Origin of the sequence: Lactimicrobium sp., assembly GCF_036453465.1 — a bacterium.
Taxonomy (GTDB): Bacteria; Bacillota_I; Bacilli_A; order Erysipelotrichales; family Erysipelotrichaceae; genus Bulleidia.
The window spans coordinates 1-23,077 of record NZ_JAZHUW010000021.1 but is presented as its reverse complement, the minus strand read 5'-3'; the positions used below and the strand labels follow the sequence as shown (position 1 = coordinate 23,077).

Genomic DNA, 23,077 nt, shown 5'->3' with positions numbered 1-23,077 from the left:
AGGCAGGAGGGTTTTATGCGTACAATCACAATTGGTTCCCAGCAGGTTTCCGTCATTGGCGCCGGCTGTATGCGGATTGCCGGTCTGTCTGAAAACGAAATGGATGCATTTGTTTCAACAGCCCTGGACAATCAGATTAATTTCTTTGATGAAGCCGACATCTATGGCGGCGGAAAAAGCGAAGAGGTGCTTGGCAGATGGCTCACCAGGCATCCGGAAAAACGGGAGAACATGTTCATCCAGAGCAAATGCGCCATTCATGATGGCATGTATGATTTCTCAAAGGAACATATCCTGAAAAGCGTCGATGGTATTCTGGAACGCCTGCACACAGACTATCTGGATTCTCTTCTGCTGCACAGACCGGATATCCTGATGGAGCCCGAAGAAGTCAGTGAGGCATTTGACACCCTGCAGAAGGCAGGCAAGGTGCGCCATTTTGGTGTTTCCAATGAAAACCCGGCCCAGATGGCCTATCTGCAGTCCGGCCTGTCCCAGAAACTCTGGTGCAATCAGGTGCAGTTAAGCTGTGCCCATACGGTGCTGATTGATGCCGGGCTGAATGTTGACATGCACAATGATGCCGGCATTGACAGAGATGGCGGTACGCTGTACTGGTGTGCACAGCATAAGATGGCCATTCAGGCATGGTCGCCGCTGCAGATGGGATACTTTGAGGGTGTCTTTTTAAACAGTGAGAAATATCAGGAATTGAATGAGAAGCTGCAGGAAATCGGTGATCGATATGGCGTGGGCAGAGATACGATTGCCTATGCCTGGATTCTGCGCCTGCCGTTTTCGATGCAGGTGGTGCTTGGCACCAGTAAGCCGGCCCATCTGATCAATGGGGCCAGAGCTGCTGATCTTCATCTGACAAGGACGGAATGGTACGATATTTACAAGGCAGCCGGGAATATGCTGCCATAAGGGGGAAAGAGAAGATGGAAAGAAAAATTGTATTTCTGGATGTGGATGGTACTTTGATTGACTATGAGGCCAAACTTCCGGCAAGTGCTGCTAAAGCTGTTGAGGAAGCCCGTGCCAATGGCCACCGTGTCTATATCTGCACCGGCTGTTCCAAGGCGGAAATTGCCCAGCGGCATCTCTGTGAGCTGGATGGCATGATCGGCGGCAATGGCGCCTATGTGGAGGACCATGGCCATGTGGTCATGCACCAGGGATTGAGCAAAGAAGAGACGAAACATATTGTTGACTGGTGCTGCGAACGGCATCTGGGCTTCTATCTGGAAGCTAATTCCGGTATGTACTGCAATGATGACATGCTTGTGCAGGGACCGGCTGTCATGACAAAATATGCACTTGGCAAGGGTGCAGATGTCTCCTTAGCAAAGAAAAGTGCAGATTCCTTCGTCAATTCCTTTATCCATCTGCCCAAAGAGCAGCTGTACCGGGATGACATCAACAAAATCTCCTTCATTCTGTCTTCCTATCAGGATCATCTTGACAGCAAGAAGGAATTCCCACAACTGGAAGCCAATACGTGGGGCGGCAAGGGTGAAGAAGCACTGTTTGGCGACCTTGGCCCCAAAGGCATCACGAAAAAGCATGCCATTGATGTGCTTCTGAACTATCTCCATGCCGATAAAAAGGATACAATCTCCTTTGGCGATGCCAAGATCGATCTGTCCATGTTTGAGCTATGCAGCTATAACGTTGCCATGGGCAATGGCGGCGATGAGATCAAGGCGGCTGCGGATTATGTGACCGATGATGTGGACAATGACGGCCTGTACAAGGCATTTGTGCATATTGGCCTGATTGAAGGAGGTAAGGAATGAACAAAGAAGAAATGTTGAAAAAGTACCATGACTGGATTTTTGCAATCTCTGCTTACCGCATGGCACTGAATACGATTGAAATTGATAAGCAGACAGTTGCGCCTGCCGGGGGCAATGCCTATCGTGACAAGCGCTCTGCCTATCTTGCCGGCCAGCTGTTCTCATTAGAGACAGATCCGGAAATGTATGAGATTCTGTGTGCTTTGAACAAGGATGAGACACTGGATGGGGATGATAAGCGTGCTGTTTCGCTGTATCTGAAGGAAGCTGACAACAACCGCTGCATTCCGCATGATGAGTTTGTAGCATACCGCAATCTGATTGATACATCCTGGAATGTCTGGCTGAAAGCCAAGCAGACCAATGACTATGATTCCTTTGCACCGGTGCTTGCGGATGTCATTGCAGCGAAAAAGAAGCTGTATGGATACCGCAAGAGTGATCTGTCTTTGTATGACCGCATGCTGGATGACTATGAGCCTGGCATGAACCAGCAGAAGTATGATGCGTTCTTTGACCGTGTGCAGAAGGATCTGGTGCCGCTGCTGGAAAAGGTAAAGAAGGCCAAGCAGATCGATGATGGTTTCCTGTATCAGGAATATCCGGTAGAAGGACAGAAGAAGTTCATGTCCGGCCTGCTGGAATATCTTGGCTTTGATCACAGCTGGGGCTATCAGAATGAGACCGAACATCCGTTTACTTCCTGGATCTGTGAAAATGACTGCCGGACAACAACCAAGTATCTGGACCACAATGTCATCAGTGCCGTATTGTCCACCGTGCATGAAGTCGGCCATGCCTATTATGAACATGACTGCAATCCAAAGTATGACGGCATGATTCTTTCCGAAGGCATTCCGTGTGCCCTGCATGAATCACAGTCCCGCTTCTGTGAGAATTATCTGGGCAGAACAAAGGCGTTCTGGACGTACAACTATCCGCGTCTGCAGGCGGTGTTCCCGGATCAGCTCAAGGGTGTTTCTCTTGACAGCTTTGTCAAAGCGATCAATGTGGCAAGACCGTCTCTGGTCAGAACCGAGGCAGATGAGCTGACCTATCCGCTGCATATTCTGGTGCGCTATCAGATTGAAAAGGGATTGTTTGACGGCTCCATTTCTACAGATCATCTGGATCAGACATGGAATGAGATGTACCAGAAGTATCTTGGCGTGCATGCCGAAAAGGCAAGTGAAGGCATTCTGCAGGATGTGCACTGGGCAGATGGCGACTTTGGCTACTTCCCGACCTATGCCCTTGGCTCTGCCTATGCCGCCCAGTTCATGCATGCCATGAAGAAAGATGTGGATGTGGAAGACGCTTTGGCCAATAACCGCTACAAGGACTGCATTGGCTGGCTGAAGGAACATATTCATCAGTATGGATTCCGCTATCCGGCCCAAGAACTGATGGTGATGGCAACCGGCGAGAAGTTCAATCCGGATTACTATATCCACTATCTGCAGGAAAAATATTCTGCTTTGTACCAGTTATAATTAATCCGTATAACGAATCAGGCACCTGTGCAGACAGGTGCTTTTCTTCTTTCTGCTGCTTTGTGCTATGATCGACACCATTAGAAAAGAGGCAGAATATGTCAGCAGAAAGTGTCAGAGAGTTCTTTGAGGAAAAGGGAATTGGAGATCGGATTGTGACGCTGGATACATCCAGTGCAACGGTTGCTCTAGCCGCCGAGGCACTGCATATCAAGGAGGCACAGATTGCCAAGACCATGGCTTTTATGGTTGAGGATCAGCCGGTGCTGGTAGTATGTGAGGGCACTGCGAGGATCGACAATCACAAGTTCAAGGAGACCTTTCATACAAAGGCAAAGATGATGAGTGCAGACCAGCTTTTTGCCTATGTCGGCCATGAACCGGGCGGGGTATGCCCGTTTGGTCTGAAGCCGGGTGTAGATGTATATCTGGATGAAAGCCTGAAGCACTGGGACAAGGTATGGCCGGCAGCCGGCGCCCATAACAATGCCATCTGTGTCAGCCTTGCAGAACTGGAAGAATACAGTGGAGCAAAGGGCTGGGTGGATGTGACCAAAGAGCCAGCAGGAGAAAATCAATAGCAGAAATGTTATAATACCTCTTGTTTTGGAGGAGCATTATGAAGGGACGCCATTTGATTCCGCTGTTAAGCATCATGCTGGCAGTCAGTGTACTGCCTGTATCTGCAGATGATGATTATTCCGATACGACGTATTGGACGAATCTCTGCACATCCGGAAATCTGACTTCATCAGAAAAGACGTCCTGCCAGGGTTTTGTGGATTATATGTCATCCCAGTCTGATTCTCTATCGGCTTCCATTGCCAGTATTGACAGCCAGAAGGAACAGATTGCTTCCAACATTGAGGAATATGCAGCCAAGATCAGTGATTACCAGAGCCAGATTGATGATCTCAATACCCAGATCAATGATCTGCAGTCTCAGATTGATGACCAGCAGACCCAGATTGATGCCCAACAGGAAAACGAGGCACAGCTGCGGCAGAAGGTGAACCGCCAGATTGCCAATGCCCAGCCGACAATGCGGCTGTCAACGATGGTGGATATTCTGATGGGCGCGAAAAGCTTTGAAGATCTGATCCGGGTTGCCAATGGTCTCAGTGATATTACGTCTTACAGTCATTCTCTGCTTGTACAGCTCAATGATCTGATTGCGTCATTGAATGATGCCAAGGCGCAGCTGCAGTCCAGTCAGGATGAGCTGAAACAGAAACAGGATGATGTGCTTGCCAAGCAGTATGAAGCACAGGTTATCCAGCAGGAATATGAGCAGCAGCAGGCAGATCTGATGGCCCAGCGTGCTTCGATCGTATCAAACATCGAATCGATCCAGAGCCAGATGAAGGATATCTCAGATGCCCTTGGCCAGGTGACAGCCAGTGATGGCTGGACATGGCCGGTGCCTGGTGTCAAGATGACACCGGGTGCAGGCACATGGTACTACGCATCCGGCGGCAAGCACTATGGAGAAGACTTCGGCTATGGGGTTGTCTATGGCCAATCCTATGTTGTGGCAGCTGCCAACGGGGTTGTCCTGTATGCCCATGATGCCGGCTGCGGTTATGGCCACCTTGGCGACTATTGCCCGGTAGTTGGCGGCGGCAATGAGATCCTGCTGCTGGTCAGTGTCAATGGTTCTGCCTATGGCGTTAAATACTACCATCTGTTAACCGGGTCCTTTTCTGTATCCACCGGTCAGGTCGTCAATGCCGGTGATCGGCTGGCTAATGTTGGCTCCTCCGGCAATTCCACCGGTCCGCACTGCCATATCTGTGTGTATTACCTTGGCGATGCCTCCGACTTCTCCTATTATGCTGAGAACTGGAATGGCGACATGGCGATGAATACCGGCTGGAATTCCAGAACCGAGAGAATCTGTGAAAACGGTGCTTCAGCACCATGTAAGGTCCGTCCGGAAACCATCTTTGGAACGGGCTGGGAATAAGGCGCATTGAAGCGCCTTTTTGTTTGGGGTATCATGAACTCAGGAGGAGAATTATGTCAGTATATACAATGCAGAACAAGGAGGCCAGTGTCACCATCGATGAGCACGCCTCTGAGATTCACAGCTTCAAGCTGAACAAGACCGGGTTCGAATACATGTGGAATGGTGATTCGAAATACTGGTCCGGCCGCAACCCGACTCTGTTTCCGATGGTCGGCAAGACCTGGGATGATACCCTGCATATCAATGGAAAAGAGTATCATACCGGCAATCATGGTTTTGCCCGGCACAGTGATTTCACCTGCATCCAGCATGATGATGCCAATATCGTGATGCAGCTGAAAGACAGTGAAGAGACGTTAAAGCAATATCCTTTCCATTTCACCATGACTATTTCCTATCATCTGGAAGGGGCAAAGCTGTCCATCCACTATGACATCACCAATGACAATGATGAGCAGATGCCATTCAACTTCGGCCTGCATCCGGCCTTCAACTGTCCAAGTGATCCGTCAAAGAAGTATGAAGACTATCATATTGATTTCAATGCACCGGAAACCTTCACCTGGAAGGAAACTTACCTGGCCGGGGCAAAGCGGATGTCTCTTCATCCGGATGCTCTTTCCCAGACGATCATCATTCATCATCCCGCCAGTGATGAGGTGTCATTGAATGATGGCAGCCATGGTGTAAAGGTGCATTTTACCGGCTTTGAATGGCTGGCATTCTGGAGCCCGCATGCGCCGTTTGTATGCATTGAGCCGTGGTATTCCCACACGGATTTTGAACAGGTCAAGGTGCCGTTTGAAAAGAGAGAAGGAACGCAGATTCTGGCCCCGCATGATACCTTCCATGCAGGTTATGACATTACAGTGTTCTAAGATTGACACTGGAAACCCGTACTGTTATCCTTTTGAATGTAAGGCTTTTCAGAAGGGAGATTTCATTTACGATGTTTAACATTATTGTATGTAAGAATTATGACGAAGTCAGCGAACAGGCATTCAAGCTGATGAAGGACGTCATGCGGAAGGAAAATCCGGTGCTTGGTCTGGCAACCGGCAGTTCCCCGGTCGGACTTTACAAGCTGATGATCCAGGATCACAAGGACAATGGCACATCCTATGCGAAAGCACTGACCTTTAATCTGGATGAATACGTCGGCCTGAAGCATACCGATGAGCAGAGCTACTACTATTTCATGCATGACAATCTGTTCAATGGCATTGACTGCCCGGAAGAGAACATTCATGTACCGGATGGCAGTACAGATGATCCTGAAAAGGCAGCGGCTGACTATGAAGCAGAACTGGCAAAGTACAACGTGGATCTGCAGGTGCTTGGTATTGGCTCGGACGGCCACATTGCCTTCAATGAGCCGGGTACACCGTTTGATTCTGTAACCCATGTGACAGATCTCAAGGAACAGACAATTTCTGACAATGCCAGATTCTTTGGCGGCGACAAGTCAAAGGTTCCGACCAAGGCAATCACCCAGGGACTCGCATCCATCATGCGGGCAAGAAAGATTGTGCTGATCGCAACCGGTGCCAATAAGGCCGATGCGGTCTATGGCATGATCAAGGGCGATGTGACAACAGACTGCCCGGCCAGCATCCTGCAGAAACATGATGATGTGACGGTCGTGCTGGATGAAGCAGCCGCAAAGCGCCTCTGAGCATTTTGCTTTAATTTTCCGACTCTGTCTGGCATACTGACAGCGTCAAACGGAGGAATTGAAAAATGAATATTATCAAGAATACAGCAGAATATGATGAGACTCTGAAGAATAACAAGAGCGTATTTGTCGACTTCTATGCAGACTGGTGCGGACCGTGCAAAATGCTCGGACCGGTGGTTGAGCAGCTGGCTGGTGAGAACAGCGATGTTACCTTCATCAAAGTGAATGTCGATGACAACCCCGCCATTGCTGAGCGCTATGGCATCATGTCCATTCCGACCCTGATTGCATTTAAGAACGGTGAAGTTGCCGGCAGTTCTGTTGGTTTCCAGCCGAAGGAAGCAGTTCAGGCACTCATCAATAAAGCAAAGTAAGGATGTAAAAGAAAAGTCTGCAGCGTGCTGCAGATTTTTTAATACCTCAATTCATGCAATCTTTCTTGTCTCTGGCATGGTACTTCCAAATCTGACAAGACCAATGGTACGGCGGTATTCCTCAATCGAAAAATGAGAGCCGGTAGAAAGAATGCTGTATTCATCGCCGTCCTCCCCCAGAACATATCCAGTTTCATGAAAACCGTTTTTCTCATAGAATTTCAGCCGCTTCAGCCGCTGCTGGTAATTGGCAGCTGTATCCACCACAGGCTCAATATTCAGCGTGATTTCTTTACCCGGATGATCTTTTTGAATCTGCTGCAGAATGCGGCTGCCATATCCTTTTGAGCGGATCTTCGGATTGACGGCCAGATACAGAACAAAAACTTCATGATCTGATGACCAGGCATAACTTAAACCGACAAACTTTCCATCATCTTCATATGCCATAAAGCTCACATATCTGCGGTGCGCTATCCTTTTCAGCATTCCTACAGGCATCATTTCTTCCTTTGGAAATGCCGTTTTCAGCAGTGAAATGGCTTCTTTGTAATGCGCATGAAAAAGTCTGACCGGAACAGATTTCAGCATGATTTTCCTCCTTAAGTCCAACCAGAGGATACCATATCTGAAAATGACTGCTTTTTCAACCGGCAGCTGTTTCTGCCTTGCCTTGTGCGCAATACATGAAATCTGTAAAGATCATGTTAACTTGCAATACATCTGCCTGCTTTTTCCTCAGGCAGGTGTTTTTCTGGTGCAGAAGTTTAGAGATTGCAAACAAAAAGTATTGCATAAGTGAAGGGGTCCGGTATAATAATCGAGGTTTGTTAAAAAGTCATTTTTGGTTTAGCAAAACTAAACACGAGAGGGGGCTTGCAGGTGATTAACATTGGCAACAGGATCAGGCAGCTGCGTATCAAGAATGAGCTGACTCTGCAGGAACTGGCCAGCCGGACAGAGCTGACCAAAGGGTTTCTGAGTCAGCTGGAACGCAATCTGACGGCACCGTCACTGGCGACGCTGGATGATATCTGTGAGGCACTGGGGACGGATCTTTCCCACTTTTTCAAGGAAGAAGGGGAAGAAAAGACTGTGTTTACGCTGCAGGATGCCTTTGTGGATGAGCAGGAGGGCAGAGTGCTGCATTGGATTGTGCCCAATGCCCAGAAGAATGACATGGAGCCATTGCTGATGGAGCTGCTGCCGCATGGACGCTCACAGATGATTGAGCCGCATGAGGGTGAGGAGTTTGGCTATGTACTGCAGGGCAGAATCGTGATTGTGCGTGATTCTGACCGCAAAGGTGTTTCGGCAAAGCGCGGGGATACGTTCTATCTCAAGGGTGATGAGGCACATTACCTGGAAAACCGTACCGAGAACAAAGCCGTGGTGCTGTGGATCAGCACACCGCCGGTATTTTGAAAACAAGAGGGGATAAGAGGAAATGAAGAAACTGATCGAAATCAAGAATGTTGTGAAGGCATTTGACCACCAGGTAGTTCTGAAGGGGATCTCCCTGGACATCAATGAGAATGAGTTTGTGACACTGCTGGGTCCATCTGGCTGCGGCAAGACGACCCTGCTGCGCATGATCGGCGGCTTTCTTGATCCGGATGAAGGCCATATTCTGATTGATGGCGAAGATCAGGCCGGCGTGCCTGCCTACAAGCGTGATGTCAATACGGTCTTTCAGCATTATGCCCTGTTTCCGCATCTGAATGTCTATGACAATGTAGCATTTGGCCTGAACATCCGCAAAATGCCTAAGGACATCATTGAGCAGAAGGTATCCAGAATGATTTCCCTGGTAGGCCTGGAAGGCTTTGAAAAGCGTGATGTTACCCTGATGTCCGGCGGCCAGCAGCAGCGTGTTGCCATTGCCAGAGCACTTGTCAATGAACCAAAGGTACTTCTGCTGGATGAGTCACTGAGTGCACTGGATAAGAATCTGAGAAAAGAAATGCAGATGGAACTGAAGGACATCCAGAAGGAAGTCGGCATTACCTTCATCTTTGTCACCCACGATCAGGAAGAAGCTCTGACCATGTCTGACAAGATCGTCATCATGAAAGATGGCGAGATTGAACAGATCGGCACCCCGACGGATGTTTACAATGAGCCGGTCAATGAATACTGTGCCCGCTTCATCGGTGATTCCAATATCATCGATGGCACGATGGTGGCTGACCGCAGAGTTGAGTTTGATGATACGGTCTATGACTGCGTTGACTATGGCTTCCATGAGAATGAGCCGGTGGATATCGTCATCCGTCCTGAGGATATCGACATTGTCACAAGAAACAGAGGCCTGCTCAATGGTGAGGTCAAGTCGGTACTGTTCAAGGGTGTCCACTATGAGGTCATTGCCGAGACATCCTCCGGTACCAGCAAGACGGTTACGATGCATGTGACCAAGGCCAAGGATGTTGTTAATGAAGAGGCTCATGAAAAGATCAGTGCTTCTTCCTTCTACATGGATCTGGAAGATGTTGCCAGCCTGTCAGATCCGGAGGTCATTGCCCGTGCCAATGCCCAGGCGTGGAATGATGACAATGAGGATGTGTCTTTGACAACGGTCGAGTACGATGTCAAGCCGGAAGTAGGAACGTATCCGTGCACCTTTGCGACGGATGCCGGTACTTCCATCACGATCCGCATTCATGTCGTCAAGCCGCAGGTTGTGGAAGATACGGAAAATGAAGAGAAGATTCAGGCATTTGATTTCTATCGCAATGCGGATGATATCAAGGAGTCTGTTGCCCTGGATACCGATCTGATCCGCTGGGCCGATGCCTATGCATGGGATACTGAGGATAACAGCCGGGTTGAAATCTGGGATGTGAAGTATGACTTTGATGATCAGAATATCACCGAGGGTGATTATCCGATCACCTTCAGCACCCAGGGACGTGAGCTTAAGATTGAAACAACTGACAAGCATGAAGTCGGTGAGAGAATCGGTCTGCGCTGGGATCCCTCTGATATCCATGTCATGAGAAAGATGAGGTAAGCACATGAAGCAGTTCAACAAACTTGTCTATCCATACATGGTATGGGCCTTCATCATGATCGTGCTGCCTATGATCATGATTGTCCTGTATGCCTTCACCGTCAAAGGCAATGATGTTCTGACCTTCCAGTTCACCATTTCCAACTTTACCCGTTTCTTCTCAGATACCATTTTTCCAAGTGTCTTGTGGCGCTCTTTGAAGATGGCATTCTTCACAACCCTCATCTGCATTGCCATCGGCTATCCTACGGCCTACTTCATGGCGAGAATGAAGCCGAAAAGCCAGGGACTGACTGTTCTTCTGATCACACTTCCCATGTGGATCAACATGCTGGTGCGCACCTATGCCTGGAAGGGCATCCTGGCCAGAACCGGATGGCCCTCAGAAGTCAGAGTCTACATCGGCATGGTTTATAACTTCCTGCCGTTCATGATCCTGCAGATCTACAATGCATTGAACAAGATTGATCCGGCACTGATCATTGCGGCCAATGATCTTGGCGCCAACAGCCGCCAGACATTCCGCCGTGTCATTCTGCCATTGTCTTTAAGCGGTGTGGTCAGCGGCATTACCCTTGTTTTCCTGCCGGCTGTCTCATCCTTCTTCATCCCGAAACTGTTAGGCGGCGGCCGATATGTTTTGATCGGCAACCTGATCGAAGATTACTTCATCAGTACCGGTGACTGGAACTTTGGCTCGGCCATCAGTATGATCATGGCCATCATTATCCTGATCTCCATGTATGTCACAAGAAAGCTTGACAAGGAACCAAAGGAGGCCTCTGACTGATGGAAAAGAAAACAGATCTCAAAGCTAAAATCTGGCTTGCACTGATCATGGTGTTCTTCTATGCACCAATCGTCTATGTTGTCTTCTTCAGCTTCAACCGTTCCAAGTCTCTGACCAGGTTCACCGGTTTTTCATTGCGCTGGTATGAAGCCATGTTCCACAACAGATCCATTCTGGAGGCCATTGGCTATACCGTGCTTTGTGCCGTACTGGCAACGGCCATCTCCACCCTTGTGGGCACAATCACGGCCATTGCCTTAAGCAAAAACAAAAGAGTGATCAAGGAAGTTGTCACCCAGGTCAACAACCTGCCGATGCTTAATCCGGAGATTGTCACAGCCATTGGATTAATGCTGTTCTATACATCTCTGCGCATCAAGACAGGTTTCATGACGATGCTGCTGGCACACATTGCCTTCTGCATTCCATATGTCATCCTGACCATCATGCCAAGACTGAGAAGACTGGATCCCAACATTGCCGAGGCGGCCATGGACCTTGGCTGCACACCGATGCAGGCCATGTTCAAGGTCATCATCCCGCAGATCAAGGAAGGCATTGTGGCTGCTGCCCTGGTTGCCTTCTCCATGTCCTTTGATGACTTTGTCATCTCCATGTTTACGACCGGACCAGGCGTATCCAATATTTCCATCTATGTGTATGCCAACGTCAAGCGTGTCAATCCGACCATCAATGCATTGAGTTCCATCATTGTACTGGTGATCACGATCGTATTGATCATTGTCAATGTTGTGCCGATGATCAGAAAGGGGAAGAAGAATGAAGCATTTGTGGAAGACTCTGCTGCTTAGTCTGACATGCCTGTCAATGGCTGCCTGTGCAGGCGGCAGCGGCAGTTCTGTGCAGCAGGTGGCAGATGCCAAAACAGAGTATGGCTGCAGTGTGATCAATGTCTTCAATGCCGGTGAGTACATTGGTGAAGACGTCGTTTCCAACTTTGAAAAGATGTACAACGCCCGTGTCAACTATGATACGTTTGAGTCCAATGAAATGATGTATACAAAGCTGCTGGGCGGCAGCCAGTACGATGTGCTTGTCCCGAGTGACTACATGATTGAGCAGCTGATGCAGGAGAACATGCTGCAGAAGATTGATAAGAGTGCCATGACCAACTACAGCCTGCTCGATCCCGATGTCATTGAAAATCAGAAGTCCTTTGATCCAACTCTGGAATATTCCATTCCTTACTTCTGGGGATCCGTTGGTCTTGTCTATAACAAGACAACTGTTCCAGAGGAAAAGATCAAGAAAGAGGGCTGGAATATTCTCAAGGATCCGGAATACAAGGGAAAGATTTATTTCTATGATTCCCAGCGTGATGCTTTCATGGTTGCCTTCAAGGCACTTGGCTATTCCATGAATACAGATGATGAGCAGCAGATCCAGGAAGCATACCAGTGGCTCAAGGAAATGAATGACACGATGGATCCTGCCTATGTGACGGATGAAGTCATTGATGGCATGGTCAATGCGGAAGAGGACATTGCTCTGATGTATTCCGGTGATGCCGCCTATGTCCTTTCTGAGAACATGGATATGGGCTGGATTGAGCCGGATCAGGGCACGAATGTCTGGATCGATGCCATGGTTATTCCTGCCAATGCCAGCTGCCCGGGCCTTGCCAATGCCTTCATCAACTACATCATTTCTGAAGATGTACAGATGGAAAACAGCAGCTATGTCGGCTATACCTCTGTCGACAAGAGTGTTGCCGAATACATGAGCGGTAAGGATGGAGATTACTTTGAAAACGATGCCTACATTCCCAGAACCGGCTATGCCAAGGATGAAGCATTCCACTATAACCCGGTATTGAAACAGAAACTGTCCGATCTCTGGAATAAAGTCAAAGTAGGCTGATATGCACAAGGTCACTGATATCCAAAGATGTCAGGAAATTGCCAGAGCATGCACCATTGCGTTCCGGCATGAACAGGGAACTTTTACGATCATGCTGGATGAAACAGAGACACAGGCCGTCATGCAGGCTGTGATTCATATGGCTATTACATCAAAGCATCTTTATGAAAATGAAGCACAGAGTGCATGGATTTATGTATATCACAAGCATGATAAACCAGATATTCTGGCCCAGGCACAGATGGGATGGTATTTATTGACACATATCAGTCCGCAAAAGATGGAAGCCATGCAGCAGGCATTACAGCCATGGCTCTCTGCTCCAGAACGTTTCAGGAAAGAGAAAGATTATCTCTACATCTATCTCTTTGCCATCAAACCGGAATATCAGCACCATGGCCAGATGAGAGCCATCATGAAAGAACTTCAGAAACAAGCGGAACAGGAACAGATTCCAATTATCCTGGACACTGATGCTATTGAAAAACAGCAGAAGTATGAAGCCTGTGAATTTACAACCATTGCCAAAGCACAATTGTTATTTGGCATACAGCAGTATGCCATGATCTGGCGGCCATCCTGATGTTTTGGTTGCAATTGACCTTTTCTCTTGGTATTATAGGAAAGCACGAAAAGTGAACGTGGTTCCTTAGCCAAGTGGTAAGGCAACAGACTGCAACTCTGTGAGCGCCGGTTCGACTCCGGCAGGAACCTCTCAAATAACCGTATCCAATACAAAGGGTACGGTTTTTATTACAGATCAATCAAACGTGTTTTTTGACTGAACGTCTTGACATTCTCTATCTGGATTTTATGATTTGAAAGAAGCACTGGAAGGTCCGCATGGACCGGTGGGGTCCCACACAGTGCTTCTTTATTGCTGCAATATTGCCATTGATCACCTGGCAGATCGTTACATCATGTATTGATACAGAGTAAATTCTGTGATATAGAAATTGTGTCGAGCTATCGTCGGTCCACCTTGTGCAGAAATGTACGGACTTTCGTTAGCTCATTTTTTTCTTTGATATGACATGCTGATTCAGCGCGTTGGTTGAAAGAACATGGTATGAAACAGCAGCGCTAATATCCTTCTCATCTCTATTCCTAAAAGTATAAGAAAAGCCAGAGCAATACAGAGTTCCAGGAAAACATTCCATGGAGTATCTGTGCTCTGACTTTTTCTGTGATGATGTTATTCTGCCATTGCCGCTTGTATCTCACGGCTTTCTTTTTGCTTGAGAAACAATGCTGACATGGCGGAGATGATTTTGGCGATAATAGCACTCCACCAGATCATGTTCTGCCCTCCCATCGGGGCAAGTACTGCCATCAGGATTAACATCATGACGGGTTCCATAAAGGTCAGGATATAGGAGAGGGCGTTCTTTTCGGTTGCGTAGAAGCTGGATGTTGTGACTTTGGTGATGGCATCAAAGGGGATGGATATCAGGAAAATCCGGATAATCTGTGCAACATCTGCGTTGACTTGGGGTGAAGAGCCAAACAGTGTGCCGATATGGTATCTTGCTGCATAGATCAGTGCACACCCCACAAATGCCAGAATCAAGGAGAAAAGGTATGCCATTCTCTGAATTGCTTTCAGACCGTCTGTTTCCTTTTTGCCATAGTACATGCTCATGAGCGGCTGGCTGCCATCACCGACACCCTGCAGGATGAGATAGATGACACATGTGACGTAGGATATGACGGCAAAGTCTGCAATCGCCTGGGCACCGCCATAGGAGGCAGAGAAACGATTGGTGATAATCAATGAAATATTCGGGGTCATTGCCAGGCCAAATGGTGCCAGGCCAGTAGATAGAATTCTGGTGACAATCTGTGCTGACTGTTTTTTCTTCGTTTTCAAGATCACGAGTTTTCTGCGGAAGGTGTAGATCAAAGCTGCGGCCATGGTGACACCCTGGCCGATGATGGTCGCAATGGCAGCACCTGTCATGCCCATGGGAATGACCATCACAAGCAGATCATCCAGAATGATATTGGTAATGAAGCCCAGTCCCATGGATACCATTGCCCAGAAGGAACCGCCATCATTGCGGATGATGGGAATCAGACCGGTGCCAAAGACCTGCAGATAGGATCCAAGACCAATAACAAACAGATACTGGCTGCCATAGGATGCAATCTGTCCGTCTGCTCCCATCAGAGAAAGCAGGATACGGGAAGTGCTGCATACAAGAATTGTCAGAATGAAACTGCAGATCAGCAGCATCCGCCAGGTGACAGAAAGATACGCCCTTGCTTTATCTTCACGCTGTTCTGCTTTGGAAATGGTGTAATGCACTGCACCGCCAAGACCAATTCCGGTTCCTGCTGATTGAATCAGAGCTACGATGGGATAGGCAACATTGATGGCAGACAGACCGGCATCACCGATCTTATTGCCAACAAAAAATCCGTCCACAATGGCATAGACACCGGAAAGGGCAAAGGCAATGACAGAAGGAATCACATACTGGAAAAATAACTTCTGATGCTTACGCATGATCATCCTCCTGTTCTTTGAAGCAGGTAGAAAACTCTGCCATCAGACTGTTCAGCTGGGCAATCTTTTCTTCACCCATCTGATTCATTACATGTATTTCACGCTGGTGCAGTTTGTTAATAATCGACTCTGCATACTGCGTTCCAGCCTGTGTCAGCACAATCTCCTTGTTGCGCTTGTCTGCTGGCAGGGCATGCAGCTGCACATATCCCATCTTCTGATAATTCCTCAGTATTGTATTCACCGTCTGCTTGGGACAATGCCATTTCTGGCAGATTGATTTCTGCGTACATGGCTTCTCATCTTCCAGAAGTGCCTGCAGAATGATCGTTTCATTAGCGGATAAACCATGAGACTGCGCCCAGTCATCATACACTGCATTTGTTTCTCTCCAGACGGAATAGAACTGTCCGAGTACATTTGTATTTTTATTCATATGCTTTGCCTCAAATTAGTCTGAAATCAGACTGATAGAATATAATCCGGCATCGGACTAATGCCAACTGAAATCAACCTGCTGCATCGCATGCATGTATTGCGCTTTCAGTGGAAATGTAGTATAAACTACCTGCAGAAAACGAAGGATTACATTCATCTTTTTTGTGTGATGGGGTCATGGCGGAATCGGCAGACGCATCGGACTTAAAATCCGGTGATGGCAACATCGTGTGGGTTCAAGTCCCACTGGCCCCATAGTTAAAAACCCCGATAAAAAGGGGCTTTTTTAATGATTGTGTGTGCCTGAATCACTTGTGAAGAATTAACGATTCTTATTGCTTTTAACCCCATTTGTCCTACTTTTTCCGTTTCTTATAGTCAGAAAAGTAGTCAGAGAAGTGGTCAGAAATACCGGCGAAGGATCGACCTGGATGAAACAAACAATCGGATTCTGACCTACGTTTGTCTGATTCTGTCAAGTGAAATCTGGTTGAACGAAATGATTAATACGTTATAATTGCACGTGGCACTGCTTATTTTCAGAAAATTTCTGTTTTTTGTAAAGTTTAGAATAAGCAGGTATTAAATGGAGGAAAAGTATTATTATGAAAAGAAACATGAAAGCAACTTCAGCTCTGCTGGCAGTTGTGCTGTGCGGCGGTCTGGTGTTTGCCGGATGCGGCAGCAGTTCTTCTACAGCAGCTGCTTCTGCCAGTGCTGCAGCTTCTTCTCAGGAAGCTGATTATCAGAAGGGCGTCGAGCAGATGTCCGAGGAAAAGTATGCCAATGCGGCTGAGTATTTCCGTTCTGCCGGTGACTATTCTGATGCGGCTGACCAGTGCCTGGAAGCTGAATATCAGTATGTTGCCAGCCAGAGATCTCTGACCACAAGCCGCGGCAAGCAGTATATGCAGGATCTTCTGGATAAGAATTACAAGGATGCCAAGGATCTTGCAGCAAAGCTTGGCTATGAGGCATCATCTTCCTCTTCTGCAAACTAATCAAAACATCCCGCCAGGCAAAGGCGGGATGTTTTTATTTGATGGCAAGAATATGGCGTATTGTTCTGGTATCGTACATCAGAAACTGTAACCTTTTCACATCAGTAACAGTTTCGTTGATACCGGCATAATAACGCTGTATTTTTTTCATATAGGTGTTCAGCTGCGGATTAATCTGCACTTTTTTCTTTGTGGCAAGTTCATGGAAATGCAGCAGGGACAGTGTCCACATGACTTCAAAGCAGGAATCTTCAATCCAGAAATCCGTCTTGTCAAAAGGCGGTTCATACTGTTCCAGAAGTTTTGTAATTGCCTGCAAGCCGTCATCAGAAGACTGCCATATGTCAGCGTAGATATAGTCAAACTGGTCCAGATATTCTTTATTCCATGCTTTGTATGCATCGCTCTGAATGATATGAATTGGTACATGCTTTGGAAACTGCGGCAGCAAATATGTATTGAACATGTCGATGACAGGCTGTGAATGCTCAATGACCGTGATTTCCTTTACGTTTGGATTCCGACAAGCCATAAACAGGAAATAGCCGATTCCCAATCCCAATGTCAGTACTTTTCCCTGCGCTTTTTCAGCACATGGATCATTGGTGAAGGCTTCACTTGGGGCATCCATCATCCAGTCTTCATCATCCTGATAGAGATACACTGCCTGGAAATCTCTGTCCATTGCCCGTAACTTCATCCAGTCATTCAGGCATCTTTCAGGATCCTTCTGAATGCAGTCCGCATTGAACAGCTCATTGCCGGCAACCCATTCCTTTTCATAGCGGAAGTGTGCATCCTTGATACAGGAAAGAGAGATGGCCTGATGATAGGGTGTCTTCTCCCAGGCATCTGTATCAAGAAACAGGGAAGGGTATGGCTCTTTCTGAAATTCCGCAAAGCCTGCTTTTTTCAATTCACGGATGACTTTCTTTTCTGTTTGCGGCGTGACATATGCACCGAGAAACTGATTTTTCTGATCGCTTTCAATGTTATGCAGGCATTTGTCAAAGAATGCGATCATTTCCGGACTGGATGTTATTTGCATGGCTCTATTCTAGCAAAGTATAATGGGGACCATGGAAAATAAATTGAGAATACTTGTTGCCAATGATGATGGCATTGATGCACCGGGTTTAAAAGCATTGGTGAAGCGCTTGTCGATTGATCATGAGGTGTATGTATGTGCACCGGATGGAGAACGCTCCAGTATGTCGCATGCCGTGACATACTGGCGGCTTGACAATGAAGCACAGAAAAGAAATGTAGAGGGGGCAAAGGAAGCCTGGGCAGTGCATGGCACACCGGCAGACTGCGTCTTTTACGGTCTCAGTCTGTTCTGGAAGGGAAAGATTGATCTGGTAGTATCCGGTATTAACCAGGGAGAAAATCTCAATGCGGATGCTGCCTATTCCGGTACAATCGGAGCTGCGATGGAAGGGCTGATGCTGGGTGTTCCTTCCATGGCTGTTTCATTATGCTCATTTACAGCAAAAGACTTTGAACCAGCGGCTATCGCTGCCGCAAAGCTTCTTAATGCCTATATGCAGGATGAAAACCGTCTTTCCTATGTCTGCAGTATCAATGTACCGGCAGTTAGCTGTGAACAGATCAAAGGGGTACGGGTGACGCAGTTTGATCATTTCAAGACTTATACCAACAAATCGATCGATATGATTCATCAGGATGGCAGGATTCTATTGCACTGTCAGCAGGATCCGCCGGCATATCCACGGGAACCGAAAGCAGATGGAGACCGTTATGCAGTGGAACAGGGCTATATCTCTGTGACACCGATTGGCAAGGATGCGGTTCATCATGACATCCTGGCACATATGTATTCCTGGAATGACTTCTCTCTTTGACGGCGATGATGCTATAATCTTAAGCGCTTGAGGGAGTAACGGGCCTGTTTATGGGCAGCCAGGCAACATATCCGGTCAATTGACCTGTCTGGTTTTAAATCGTGAGACTCATGTATGGCTGTCATACATGGGCCGTGTATTTGGCAAGTATGACTGCGGTCATGCTTTTTCTTTGGCATGACACAGAAAGGAAAAGGAGAAACTATGGTACTGGCACTGATTCTGTTTATTATCATGTACGTATTCTTTCTGATGCCCAAGACCCAGGAGTACCGGTGGCTGACGGCACTGATCTTCGCCGCCATCTTTGTCCTGCTTGGCATCATGCCCCTGAACAAAGTCATGTCCTCTGTCAACTGGAACATCATCCTGATGCTGGCAGGGACAATGATTGTGGTGGAACTGTTTATTGAAAGCAAAATGCCGATGCGCATGGCAGAAAGGCTGCTTCACAAACTGCCAAATGTGCAGTGGGCCATTGTTGCCCTGGCCATCTTTGCCGGCGTTGTATCAGCGTTTGTAGATAATGTCGCAACCGTATTAATGGTGGCACCAATCGGTCTTGCCGTGGCAAAAAAGCTTGATATCAACCCGGTTCCGATCATCATTTCCATCGCCGTTTCCAGCAACCTGCAGGGTGCTGCCACCCTGGTCGGTGATACAACCTCCATTCTGCTGGGCGGCTATGCCAACATGTCCTTCAATGATTTCTTCTGGTTCCATGGTAAGCCTGGCATCTGCCTGTCTGTTGAAATGGGCGCTTTGATGACTGTACCGGTGCTGTTGTGGCTGTTCCGCAAGAACAAAGGCGCCATTGATGTCGAAGTGGAAACAAAAGTTACGGACTATGTGCCAAGCTTCCTGATGATCGGTGTGGTTGCCGGACTGATCATTGCCTCCCAGTTTGAAAACAAGCCGGAGCTGACCAACGGCTATATCTGCATTGCTTTTGCTGTAGTCGGCATGATCTATGAATGGATTCATGGCGAAGACTTTGATTACAAGTCGGTACTTGCCCAGGTGGATGTCAAAACACTGCTTCTTTTGATCGGCCTGTTCATTGTCATCGGCGGTATTACCGAAGCCGGCGTCATTGATGCCATTGCCAGTGTCTTTGTCAAAATTGGTGGCCATTCCGTCTTCGGTATGTACACACTGATTGTCTTTGCCTCGGTTGCGATCTCTGCCTTCGTCGACAACATTCCGTATGTTGCCACGATGCTGCCGGTGGTACAGGGCATCGCTGCCACCATGGGCATCCAGCCGTATGTGCTCTACTATGGCCTGCTGATTGGTGCAACCCTTGGCGGCAATCTGACACCTGTAGGTGCCTCTGCCAACATTGCCGGCATCGGCATCCTGACAAAAGAGGGATACCATGTTTCAACAAGTGATTTCGTAAAGATCGGTGTTCCGTTCACTTTGATCGCCGTAATTACCGGCTATCTGGTTAACTGGCTGATCTGGGGCGTCCTCTGAGTCATTAGAAGTTTCGGCCGTAATCGTGCCTGTATAAAGCACGGTTACGGTTTTTTGTTTGGAAAATGAAAGAAATGCTTGCATTCAGGCAGGGGGTTTGTTAATATAACTGAGCACTGTTTATGAGTGCTGGAAATTGCGCCGATAGCTCAACTGGATAGAGCATTTGACTACGAATCAAAAGGTTGCGGGTTCGACTCCTGTTCGGCGCACCATTTCGGGATGTAGCACAGCTTGGTAGTGCACTTGATTTGGGATCAAGGGGTCACAGGTTCAAATCCTGCCATCCCGACCATATTTCTGGCGAGGTAGCTCAGTTGGCTAGAGCAATCGGTTCATACCCGGAAGATCGTGAGTTCGAGTCTCACCCTCGCTACCATTGCATTGCCAAGACTGATTGGTGTTTGGACCTTTAGCTCAGTTGGTCAGAGCCGTCGGCCCATAACCGACTGGTCGAAGGTTCGAGCCCTTCAAGGTCCACCTTCTGGAGGAATACCCAAGTGGTTGAAGGGTCCGGTCTTGAAAACCGGTAGGTCGGGAAACCGGCGCCAGGGTTCGAATCCCTGTTCCTCCGCTTTCCCAATCAGTATTGTGTGCTGCATTCTTATTATCGCGAGGTAGAGCAGCCTGGTAGCTCGTCGGGCCCATAACCCGGAGGTCGTTGGTTCAAATCCTTCCCTCGCAACCATTGGTCCTGTAGCTCAGTCGGTAGAGCACAGCACTGAAAATGCTGGTGTCGGCAGTTCGATTCTGCCTGGGACCACCGAAGAAACTCTCTTATCTGCAGATGATGCAGAGCAAGAGAGTTTTTTATTGTCTTTTTCTCTGCCGGAAAGCCTACAATAACAATAGACAGATTTCTGAGGACAAGACGGAGGATCCTATGAGTACAGATCATTTTGATTACCGCAGCTGGATCATGGCACAGAAGCCGTCCTGCGGTGAAGTGGAAAAAGTGGATGACAATCATTTCCAGATTGTCACTGCCTATGCCCTGGCACAGATCAACTTTTATCAGATTGAGAATGAACCGGAAGTCATTGAGTTCCGTATTGAACGGACAAAAGACGGAGAGGTTGTGTTCTTTCTGCATTTTCATGCGGATCCTGAAGAACATGCCAAAGCATTGTTTGAGCAGATGATTGAGGTACTGCAGGAAACAGGGAAACACCATGCCACAAGAATCCTGCTTTGCTGCACAGCAGGCTTAACCACAAGCTATTTTGCCATGGCCCTCAATGAAGCTGCTAAAGCTTTGAAACTGGACTGGAGCTTTGATGCCGTCAGTGTCAGTGAGGTCTATACGCAGGGTCTGCATTTTGACTGTGTGCTGGTCGCACCGCAGATTGGCTTCCAGCAGAAAAAGATTGCGTCGGTGCTGAAGGATATTCCGGTGCTGACCATTCCTGCTGTGATATTTGGTGCCTATGATGCCGGTGCCTGCATTTCTTTTGTTCAGAATGGCATGAAGGAATTTCATGAGACACTGGAAGAGAAGGCCCGCCAGCATATTCTGCATCATGATGAAAACAGCCATGTGATTCTTTCGATCGCCGTATTACCGGATGTGCGCCGAACCATAATCCGCTACCGTCTCTATGATCATGGTGCTGTGGCAAAAACAGGTGAAGTCATCAAGCCGGTCTTCTATCTGGAAGATCTCTATGATGTCATTGAGACAAATCTTTGTTCCTGCAGAGGACCAGTGCCGGAAATGATCAGTATTGCCTTGCCTGGCATCATTCATGAAGGAAAGATGGATCTGCCTCCGACCAGAACAATTGATCTGACAAAATATGGCAATCATTTTGCAATCGAGCAGTTCTTCCGTGACCGCTATCATCAGCCGGTATACTTCTATAACAATGTCAATGCTGCAGCTCTTGGCTGGTACAGTGCACAGAATGAATATGAGAATATTGTCTTTCACTCCCAGCCCTATGGCTGGCGGATGGGCGGAGAGGGCATCATTGTCAATGGACATCTTGTGACAGGTGCTCACAGCGCCGCCGGGGAAGTGAAGTATATCGTACCGTTATTTTCCGGCCTTTCTGATATTCCCCACTGGGTAGAGACGCCGGATCAGATGGTACCTATCGTTGCCAGAGATATTGTCGGGGCAGTAACCTATCTGGATCCGGAAGTAGTCTGTGTACGCAGTGATATGACGCCATACATGGATGAAATCGAAAAAGAACTGGAAAAATTTCTGCCTGCAGATCACATTCCTCATTTGATCAAGATCGATAACATGGATGAATATGTTCTGCTGGGCACCATGCTGCTGTGTCTGCTGGAAAAGCAGGCATGAAACTGGTCAATTTTCATTGAAGGATCCCTCTCATTGAAACGTCCCTTTTTGACGGGCTTTTCAAAGGGGATTCGGTAGCTGTCTTGACCAAAATCATATATTATTTGGGTGTGGAGAGATGGTTTGGAACGCATGAAAGGGATTCTTCCAATAGAAATTATGCTGAATTTCTACTGAAATCTCCTCTTTGACCGGTTGGCAGTACTGGCATTGTGACAAATCATTTAGCGAAGAATTGGTGTGAGATCTACCAGGTTGGGATTGATAAAGTGCAGCCTGTTGAGGTCAAGCACCTTTTCATTTAGTACCATTCGTGCAATCTCATAGGGAGAGTGATAGTTCAACTTCTTCCGCACGTAGTTATTTACCTGATTAGAGACAAGGTTAATATCTTTCTGCGTAAGCTGATTCATGCTAAATCCCTTTGGAACTTTCTCACGGAAATGTTCATGGTTCTTTTCGCATTTGCCTTTATCA

Annotated in this window: 22 protein-coding genes, 9 tRNA genes and 1 pseudogene; 27 read left to right on the top strand and 5 right to left on the bottom strand. The window is 47.7% G+C overall.

Annotation, left to right across the window (positions count from 1 at the left end):
- Positions 1-15 precede the first annotated feature (15 nt).
- The 8 genes from SOI44_RS06655 to trxA all read left to right on the top strand — a co-directional run bounded on the left by SOI44_RS06655 (position 16) and on the right by trxA (position 7,313).
- Positions 16-927 carry an aldo/keto reductase gene (locus SOI44_RS06655; protein WP_331348431.1) on the top strand — a complete coding sequence of 304 codons (912 nt, stop codon included), beginning with the start codon at positions 16-18 and terminating at the stop codon, positions 925-927.
- 14 nt (positions 928-941) lie between these two features.
- A complete protein-coding gene (locus SOI44_RS06650; protein WP_331348430.1) occupies positions 942-1,799 on the top strand; it encodes an HAD family hydrolase in 858 nt (285 codons plus the stop codon).
- A complete protein-coding gene (locus SOI44_RS06645) occupies positions 1,796-3,292 on the top strand; it encodes a carboxypeptidase M32 (RefSeq protein WP_331348429.1) in 1,497 nt (498 codons plus the stop codon). The genes SOI44_RS06650 and SOI44_RS06645 overlap by 4 nt, the downstream gene beginning before the upstream one ends.
- A 98-nt stretch (positions 3,293-3,390) precedes the next feature.
- Positions 3,391-3,873, top strand: a complete 483-nt coding sequence (locus SOI44_RS06640; RefSeq protein ID WP_331348428.1) for a YbaK/EbsC family protein — start codon at positions 3,391-3,393, stop codon at positions 3,871-3,873.
- Positions 3,874-3,911: 38 nt separating this feature from the next.
- Positions 3,912-5,258: a murein hydrolase activator EnvC family protein gene (locus SOI44_RS06635; RefSeq protein ID WP_331348427.1), complete on the top strand. Its 1,347-nt coding sequence runs from the start codon at positions 3,912-3,914 to the stop codon at positions 5,256-5,258.
- Positions 5,259-5,311: 53 nt separating this feature from the next.
- Entirely contained in the window at positions 5,312-6,139 is an 828-nt protein-coding gene (locus SOI44_RS06630) for an aldose 1-epimerase family protein (RefSeq protein WP_331348426.1), read from the top strand.
- A 71-nt stretch (positions 6,140-6,210) separates the two neighbouring features.
- Positions 6,211-6,936 carry a glucosamine-6-phosphate deaminase gene (gene nagB, locus SOI44_RS06625; RefSeq protein ID WP_331348425.1) on the top strand — a complete coding sequence of 242 codons (726 nt, stop codon included), beginning with the start codon at positions 6,211-6,213 and terminating at the stop codon, positions 6,934-6,936.
- 65 nt (positions 6,937-7,001) lie between these two features.
- Positions 7,002-7,313: a thioredoxin gene (gene trxA / locus SOI44_RS06620; protein ID WP_331348424.1), complete on the top strand. Its 312-nt coding sequence runs from the start codon at positions 7,002-7,004 to the stop codon at positions 7,311-7,313.
- A 51-nt stretch (positions 7,314-7,364) separates the two neighbouring features.
- Here the strand turns inward: trxA and SOI44_RS06615 are convergent, their stop codons facing one another.
- A complete protein-coding gene (locus SOI44_RS06615) occupies positions 7,365-7,904 on the bottom strand; it encodes a GNAT family N-acetyltransferase (RefSeq protein ID WP_331348423.1) in 540 nt (179 codons plus the stop codon).
- A 294-nt stretch (positions 7,905-8,198) separates the two neighbouring features.
- On the opposite strand from SOI44_RS06615, the gene SOI44_RS06610 reads away from it, so the two are divergent.
- The 7 genes from SOI44_RS06610 (at position 8,199) to SOI44_RS06580 (ending at position 13,711) form a co-directional block, all read left to right on the top strand.
- Positions 8,199-8,738 carry a helix-turn-helix domain-containing protein gene (locus SOI44_RS06610; protein ID WP_331348438.1) on the top strand — a complete coding sequence of 180 codons (540 nt, stop codon included), beginning with the start codon at positions 8,199-8,201 and terminating at the stop codon, positions 8,736-8,738.
- A gap of 22 nt (positions 8,739-8,760) precedes the next feature.
- A complete protein-coding gene (locus SOI44_RS06605) occupies positions 8,761-10,326 on the top strand; it encodes an ABC transporter ATP-binding protein (protein ID WP_331348422.1) in 1,566 nt (521 codons plus the stop codon).
- Between the two features lie 4 nt (positions 10,327-10,330).
- Entirely contained in the window at positions 10,331-11,116 is a 786-nt protein-coding gene (locus SOI44_RS06600; protein WP_331348421.1) for an ABC transporter permease, read from the top strand.
- Positions 11,116-11,928, top strand: a complete 813-nt coding sequence (locus SOI44_RS06595; RefSeq protein ID WP_331348420.1) for an ABC transporter permease — start codon at positions 11,116-11,118, stop codon at positions 11,926-11,928. The genes SOI44_RS06600 and SOI44_RS06595 overlap by 1 nt, the downstream gene beginning before the upstream one ends.
- A complete protein-coding gene (locus SOI44_RS06590; protein WP_331348419.1) occupies positions 11,897-12,997 on the top strand; it encodes an ABC transporter substrate-binding protein in 1,101 nt (366 codons plus the stop codon). The genes SOI44_RS06595 and SOI44_RS06590 overlap by 32 nt, the downstream gene beginning before the upstream one ends.
- Before the next feature lies 1 nt (position 12,998).
- Positions 12,999-13,580 carry a GNAT family N-acetyltransferase gene (locus tag SOI44_RS06585; protein ID WP_331348418.1) on the top strand — a complete coding sequence of 194 codons (582 nt, stop codon included), beginning with the start codon at positions 12,999-13,001 and terminating at the stop codon, positions 13,578-13,580.
- Positions 13,581-13,640: 60 nt separating this feature from the next.
- A tRNA-Cys gene (locus SOI44_RS06580) sits at positions 13,641-13,711 on the top strand.
- A gap of 481 nt (positions 13,712-14,192) precedes the next feature.
- Here SOI44_RS06580 and SOI44_RS06575 read toward each other — a convergent pair.
- Positions 14,193-15,506, bottom strand: a complete 1,314-nt coding sequence (locus tag SOI44_RS06575) for an MATE family efflux transporter (RefSeq protein ID WP_331348417.1) — start codon at positions 15,504-15,506, stop codon at positions 14,193-14,195.
- A complete protein-coding gene (locus SOI44_RS06570) occupies positions 15,499-15,942 on the bottom strand; it encodes a MarR family winged helix-turn-helix transcriptional regulator (RefSeq protein WP_331348416.1) in 444 nt (147 codons plus the stop codon). The genes SOI44_RS06575 and SOI44_RS06570 overlap by 8 nt, the downstream gene beginning before the upstream one ends.
- A gap of 173 nt (positions 15,943-16,115) precedes the next feature.
- On the opposite strand from SOI44_RS06570, the gene SOI44_RS06565 reads away from it, so the two are divergent.
- Both SOI44_RS06565 and SOI44_RS06560 read left to right on the top strand, forming a co-directional pair.
- Positions 16,116-16,199: transfer RNA gene (locus SOI44_RS06565), tRNA-Leu, on the top strand.
- 350 nt (positions 16,200-16,549) lie between these two features.
- Entirely contained in the window at positions 16,550-16,945 is a 396-nt protein-coding gene (locus SOI44_RS06560) for a hypothetical protein (RefSeq protein WP_331348415.1), read from the top strand.
- Positions 16,946-16,979: 34 nt separating this feature from the next.
- On the opposite strand, the gene SOI44_RS06555 is transcribed toward SOI44_RS06560, so the two are convergent.
- A complete protein-coding gene (locus SOI44_RS06555; RefSeq protein WP_331348414.1) occupies positions 16,980-17,993 on the bottom strand; it encodes a hypothetical protein in 1,014 nt (337 codons plus the stop codon).
- Positions 17,994-18,024: 31 nt separating this feature from the next.
- Between SOI44_RS06555 and surE the strand changes: the two genes are divergently transcribed.
- The 10 genes from surE (at position 18,025) to SOI44_RS06505 (ending at position 22,600) form a co-directional block, all read left to right on the top strand.
- Positions 18,025-18,810, top strand: a complete 786-nt coding sequence (gene surE, locus SOI44_RS06550; protein ID WP_331348413.1) for a 5'/3'-nucleotidase SurE — start codon at positions 18,025-18,027, stop codon at positions 18,808-18,810.
- Positions 18,811-19,014: 204 nt separating this feature from the next.
- Positions 19,015-20,289, top strand: a complete 1,275-nt coding sequence (locus SOI44_RS06545) for an SLC13 family permease (protein WP_331348412.1) — start codon at positions 19,015-19,017, stop codon at positions 20,287-20,289.
- 138 nt (positions 20,290-20,427) lie between these two features.
- Positions 20,428-20,504, top strand: a tRNA-Arg gene (locus tag SOI44_RS06540).
- Between the two features lie 3 nt (positions 20,505-20,507).
- Positions 20,508-20,584: transfer RNA gene (locus SOI44_RS06535), tRNA-Pro, on the top strand.
- A gap of 7 nt (positions 20,585-20,591) precedes the next feature.
- Positions 20,592-20,668, top strand: a tRNA-Met gene (locus tag SOI44_RS06530).
- Between the two features lie 27 nt (positions 20,669-20,695).
- Positions 20,696-20,769, top strand: a tRNA-Ile gene (locus SOI44_RS06525).
- A gap of 6 nt (positions 20,770-20,775) precedes the next feature.
- Positions 20,776-20,863, top strand: a tRNA-Ser gene (locus SOI44_RS06520).
- Positions 20,864-20,900: 37 nt separating this feature from the next.
- Positions 20,901-20,977: transfer RNA gene (locus SOI44_RS06515), tRNA-Met, on the top strand.
- Positions 20,978-20,979: 2 nt separating this feature from the next.
- Positions 20,980-21,052, top strand: a tRNA-Phe gene (locus SOI44_RS06510).
- Between the two features lie 120 nt (positions 21,053-21,172).
- On the top strand, positions 21,173-22,600 hold the full coding sequence (locus SOI44_RS06505; RefSeq protein WP_331348411.1) for an ROK family protein: 1,428 nt from the start codon (positions 21,173-21,175) through the stop codon (positions 22,598-22,600).
- Positions 22,601-22,824: 224 nt separating this feature from the next.
- On the opposite strand, the pseudogene SOI44_RS06500 reads toward SOI44_RS06505, so the two are convergent.
- Positions 22,825-23,077 (bottom strand): annotated as a pseudogene (locus SOI44_RS06500) (IS30 family transposase); the annotation flags it as partial.

Bases quoted from the DNA above. Each gene is read 5' to 3' on its own strand.
- SOI44_RS06505 (WP_331348411.1), top strand. From the start codon at position 21,173: ATGAGTACAGATCATTTTGATTACCGCAGCTGGATCATGGCACAGAAG.
- SOI44_RS06545 (WP_331348412.1), top strand. From the start codon at position 19,015: ATGGTACTGGCACTGATTCTGTTTATTATCATGTACGTATTCTTTCTG.
- SOI44_RS06630 (WP_331348426.1), top strand. From the start codon at position 5,312: ATGTCAGTATATACAATGCAGAACAAGGAGGCCAGTGTCACCATCGAT.
- SOI44_RS06640 (WP_331348428.1), top strand. From the start codon at position 3,391: ATGTCAGCAGAAAGTGTCAGAGAGTTCTTTGAGGAAAAGGGAATTGGA.
- trxA (WP_331348424.1), top strand. From the start codon at position 7,002: ATGAATATTATCAAGAATACAGCAGAATATGATGAGACTCTGAAGAAT.
- SOI44_RS06635 (WP_331348427.1), top strand. From the start codon at position 3,912: ATGAAGGGACGCCATTTGATTCCGCTGTTAAGCATCATGCTGGCAGTC.
- SOI44_RS06615 (WP_331348423.1), bottom strand. From the start codon at position 7,904: ATGCTGAAATCTGTTCCGGTCAGACTTTTTCATGCGCATTACAAAGAA.
- SOI44_RS06585 (WP_331348418.1), top strand. From the start codon at position 12,999: ATGCACAAGGTCACTGATATCCAAAGATGTCAGGAAATTGCCAGAGCA.
- nagB (WP_331348425.1), top strand. From the start codon at position 6,211: ATGTTTAACATTATTGTATGTAAGAATTATGACGAAGTCAGCGAACAG.
- SOI44_RS06570 (WP_331348416.1), bottom strand. From the start codon at position 15,942: ATGAATAAAAATACAAATGTACTCGGACAGTTCTATTCCGTCTGGAGA.
- SOI44_RS06555 (WP_331348414.1), bottom strand. From the start codon at position 17,993: ATGCAAATAACATCCAGTCCGGAAATGATCGCATTCTTTGACAAATGC.
- SOI44_RS06650 (WP_331348430.1), top strand. From the start codon at position 942: ATGGAAAGAAAAATTGTATTTCTGGATGTGGATGGTACTTTGATTGAC.
- SOI44_RS06655 (WP_331348431.1), top strand. From the start codon at position 16: ATGCGTACAATCACAATTGGTTCCCAGCAGGTTTCCGTCATTGGCGCC.
- SOI44_RS06645 (WP_331348429.1), top strand. From the start codon at position 1,796: ATGAACAAAGAAGAAATGTTGAAAAAGTACCATGACTGGATTTTTGCA.
- SOI44_RS06575 (WP_331348417.1), bottom strand. From the start codon at position 15,506: ATGCGTAAGCATCAGAAGTTATTTTTCCAGTATGTGATTCCTTCTGTC.
- surE (WP_331348413.1), top strand. From the start codon at position 18,025: ATGGAAAATAAATTGAGAATACTTGTTGCCAATGATGATGGCATTGAT.
- SOI44_RS06590 (WP_331348419.1), top strand. From the start codon at position 11,897: ATGAAGCATTTGTGGAAGACTCTGCTGCTTAGTCTGACATGCCTGTCA.
- SOI44_RS06595 (WP_331348420.1), top strand. From the start codon at position 11,116: ATGGAAAAGAAAACAGATCTCAAAGCTAAAATCTGGCTTGCACTGATC.
- SOI44_RS06600 (WP_331348421.1), top strand. From the start codon at position 10,331: ATGAAGCAGTTCAACAAACTTGTCTATCCATACATGGTATGGGCCTTC.
- SOI44_RS06560 (WP_331348415.1), top strand. From the start codon at position 16,550: ATGAAAAGAAACATGAAAGCAACTTCAGCTCTGCTGGCAGTTGTGCTG.
- SOI44_RS06605 (WP_331348422.1), top strand. From the start codon at position 8,761: ATGAAGAAACTGATCGAAATCAAGAATGTTGTGAAGGCATTTGACCAC.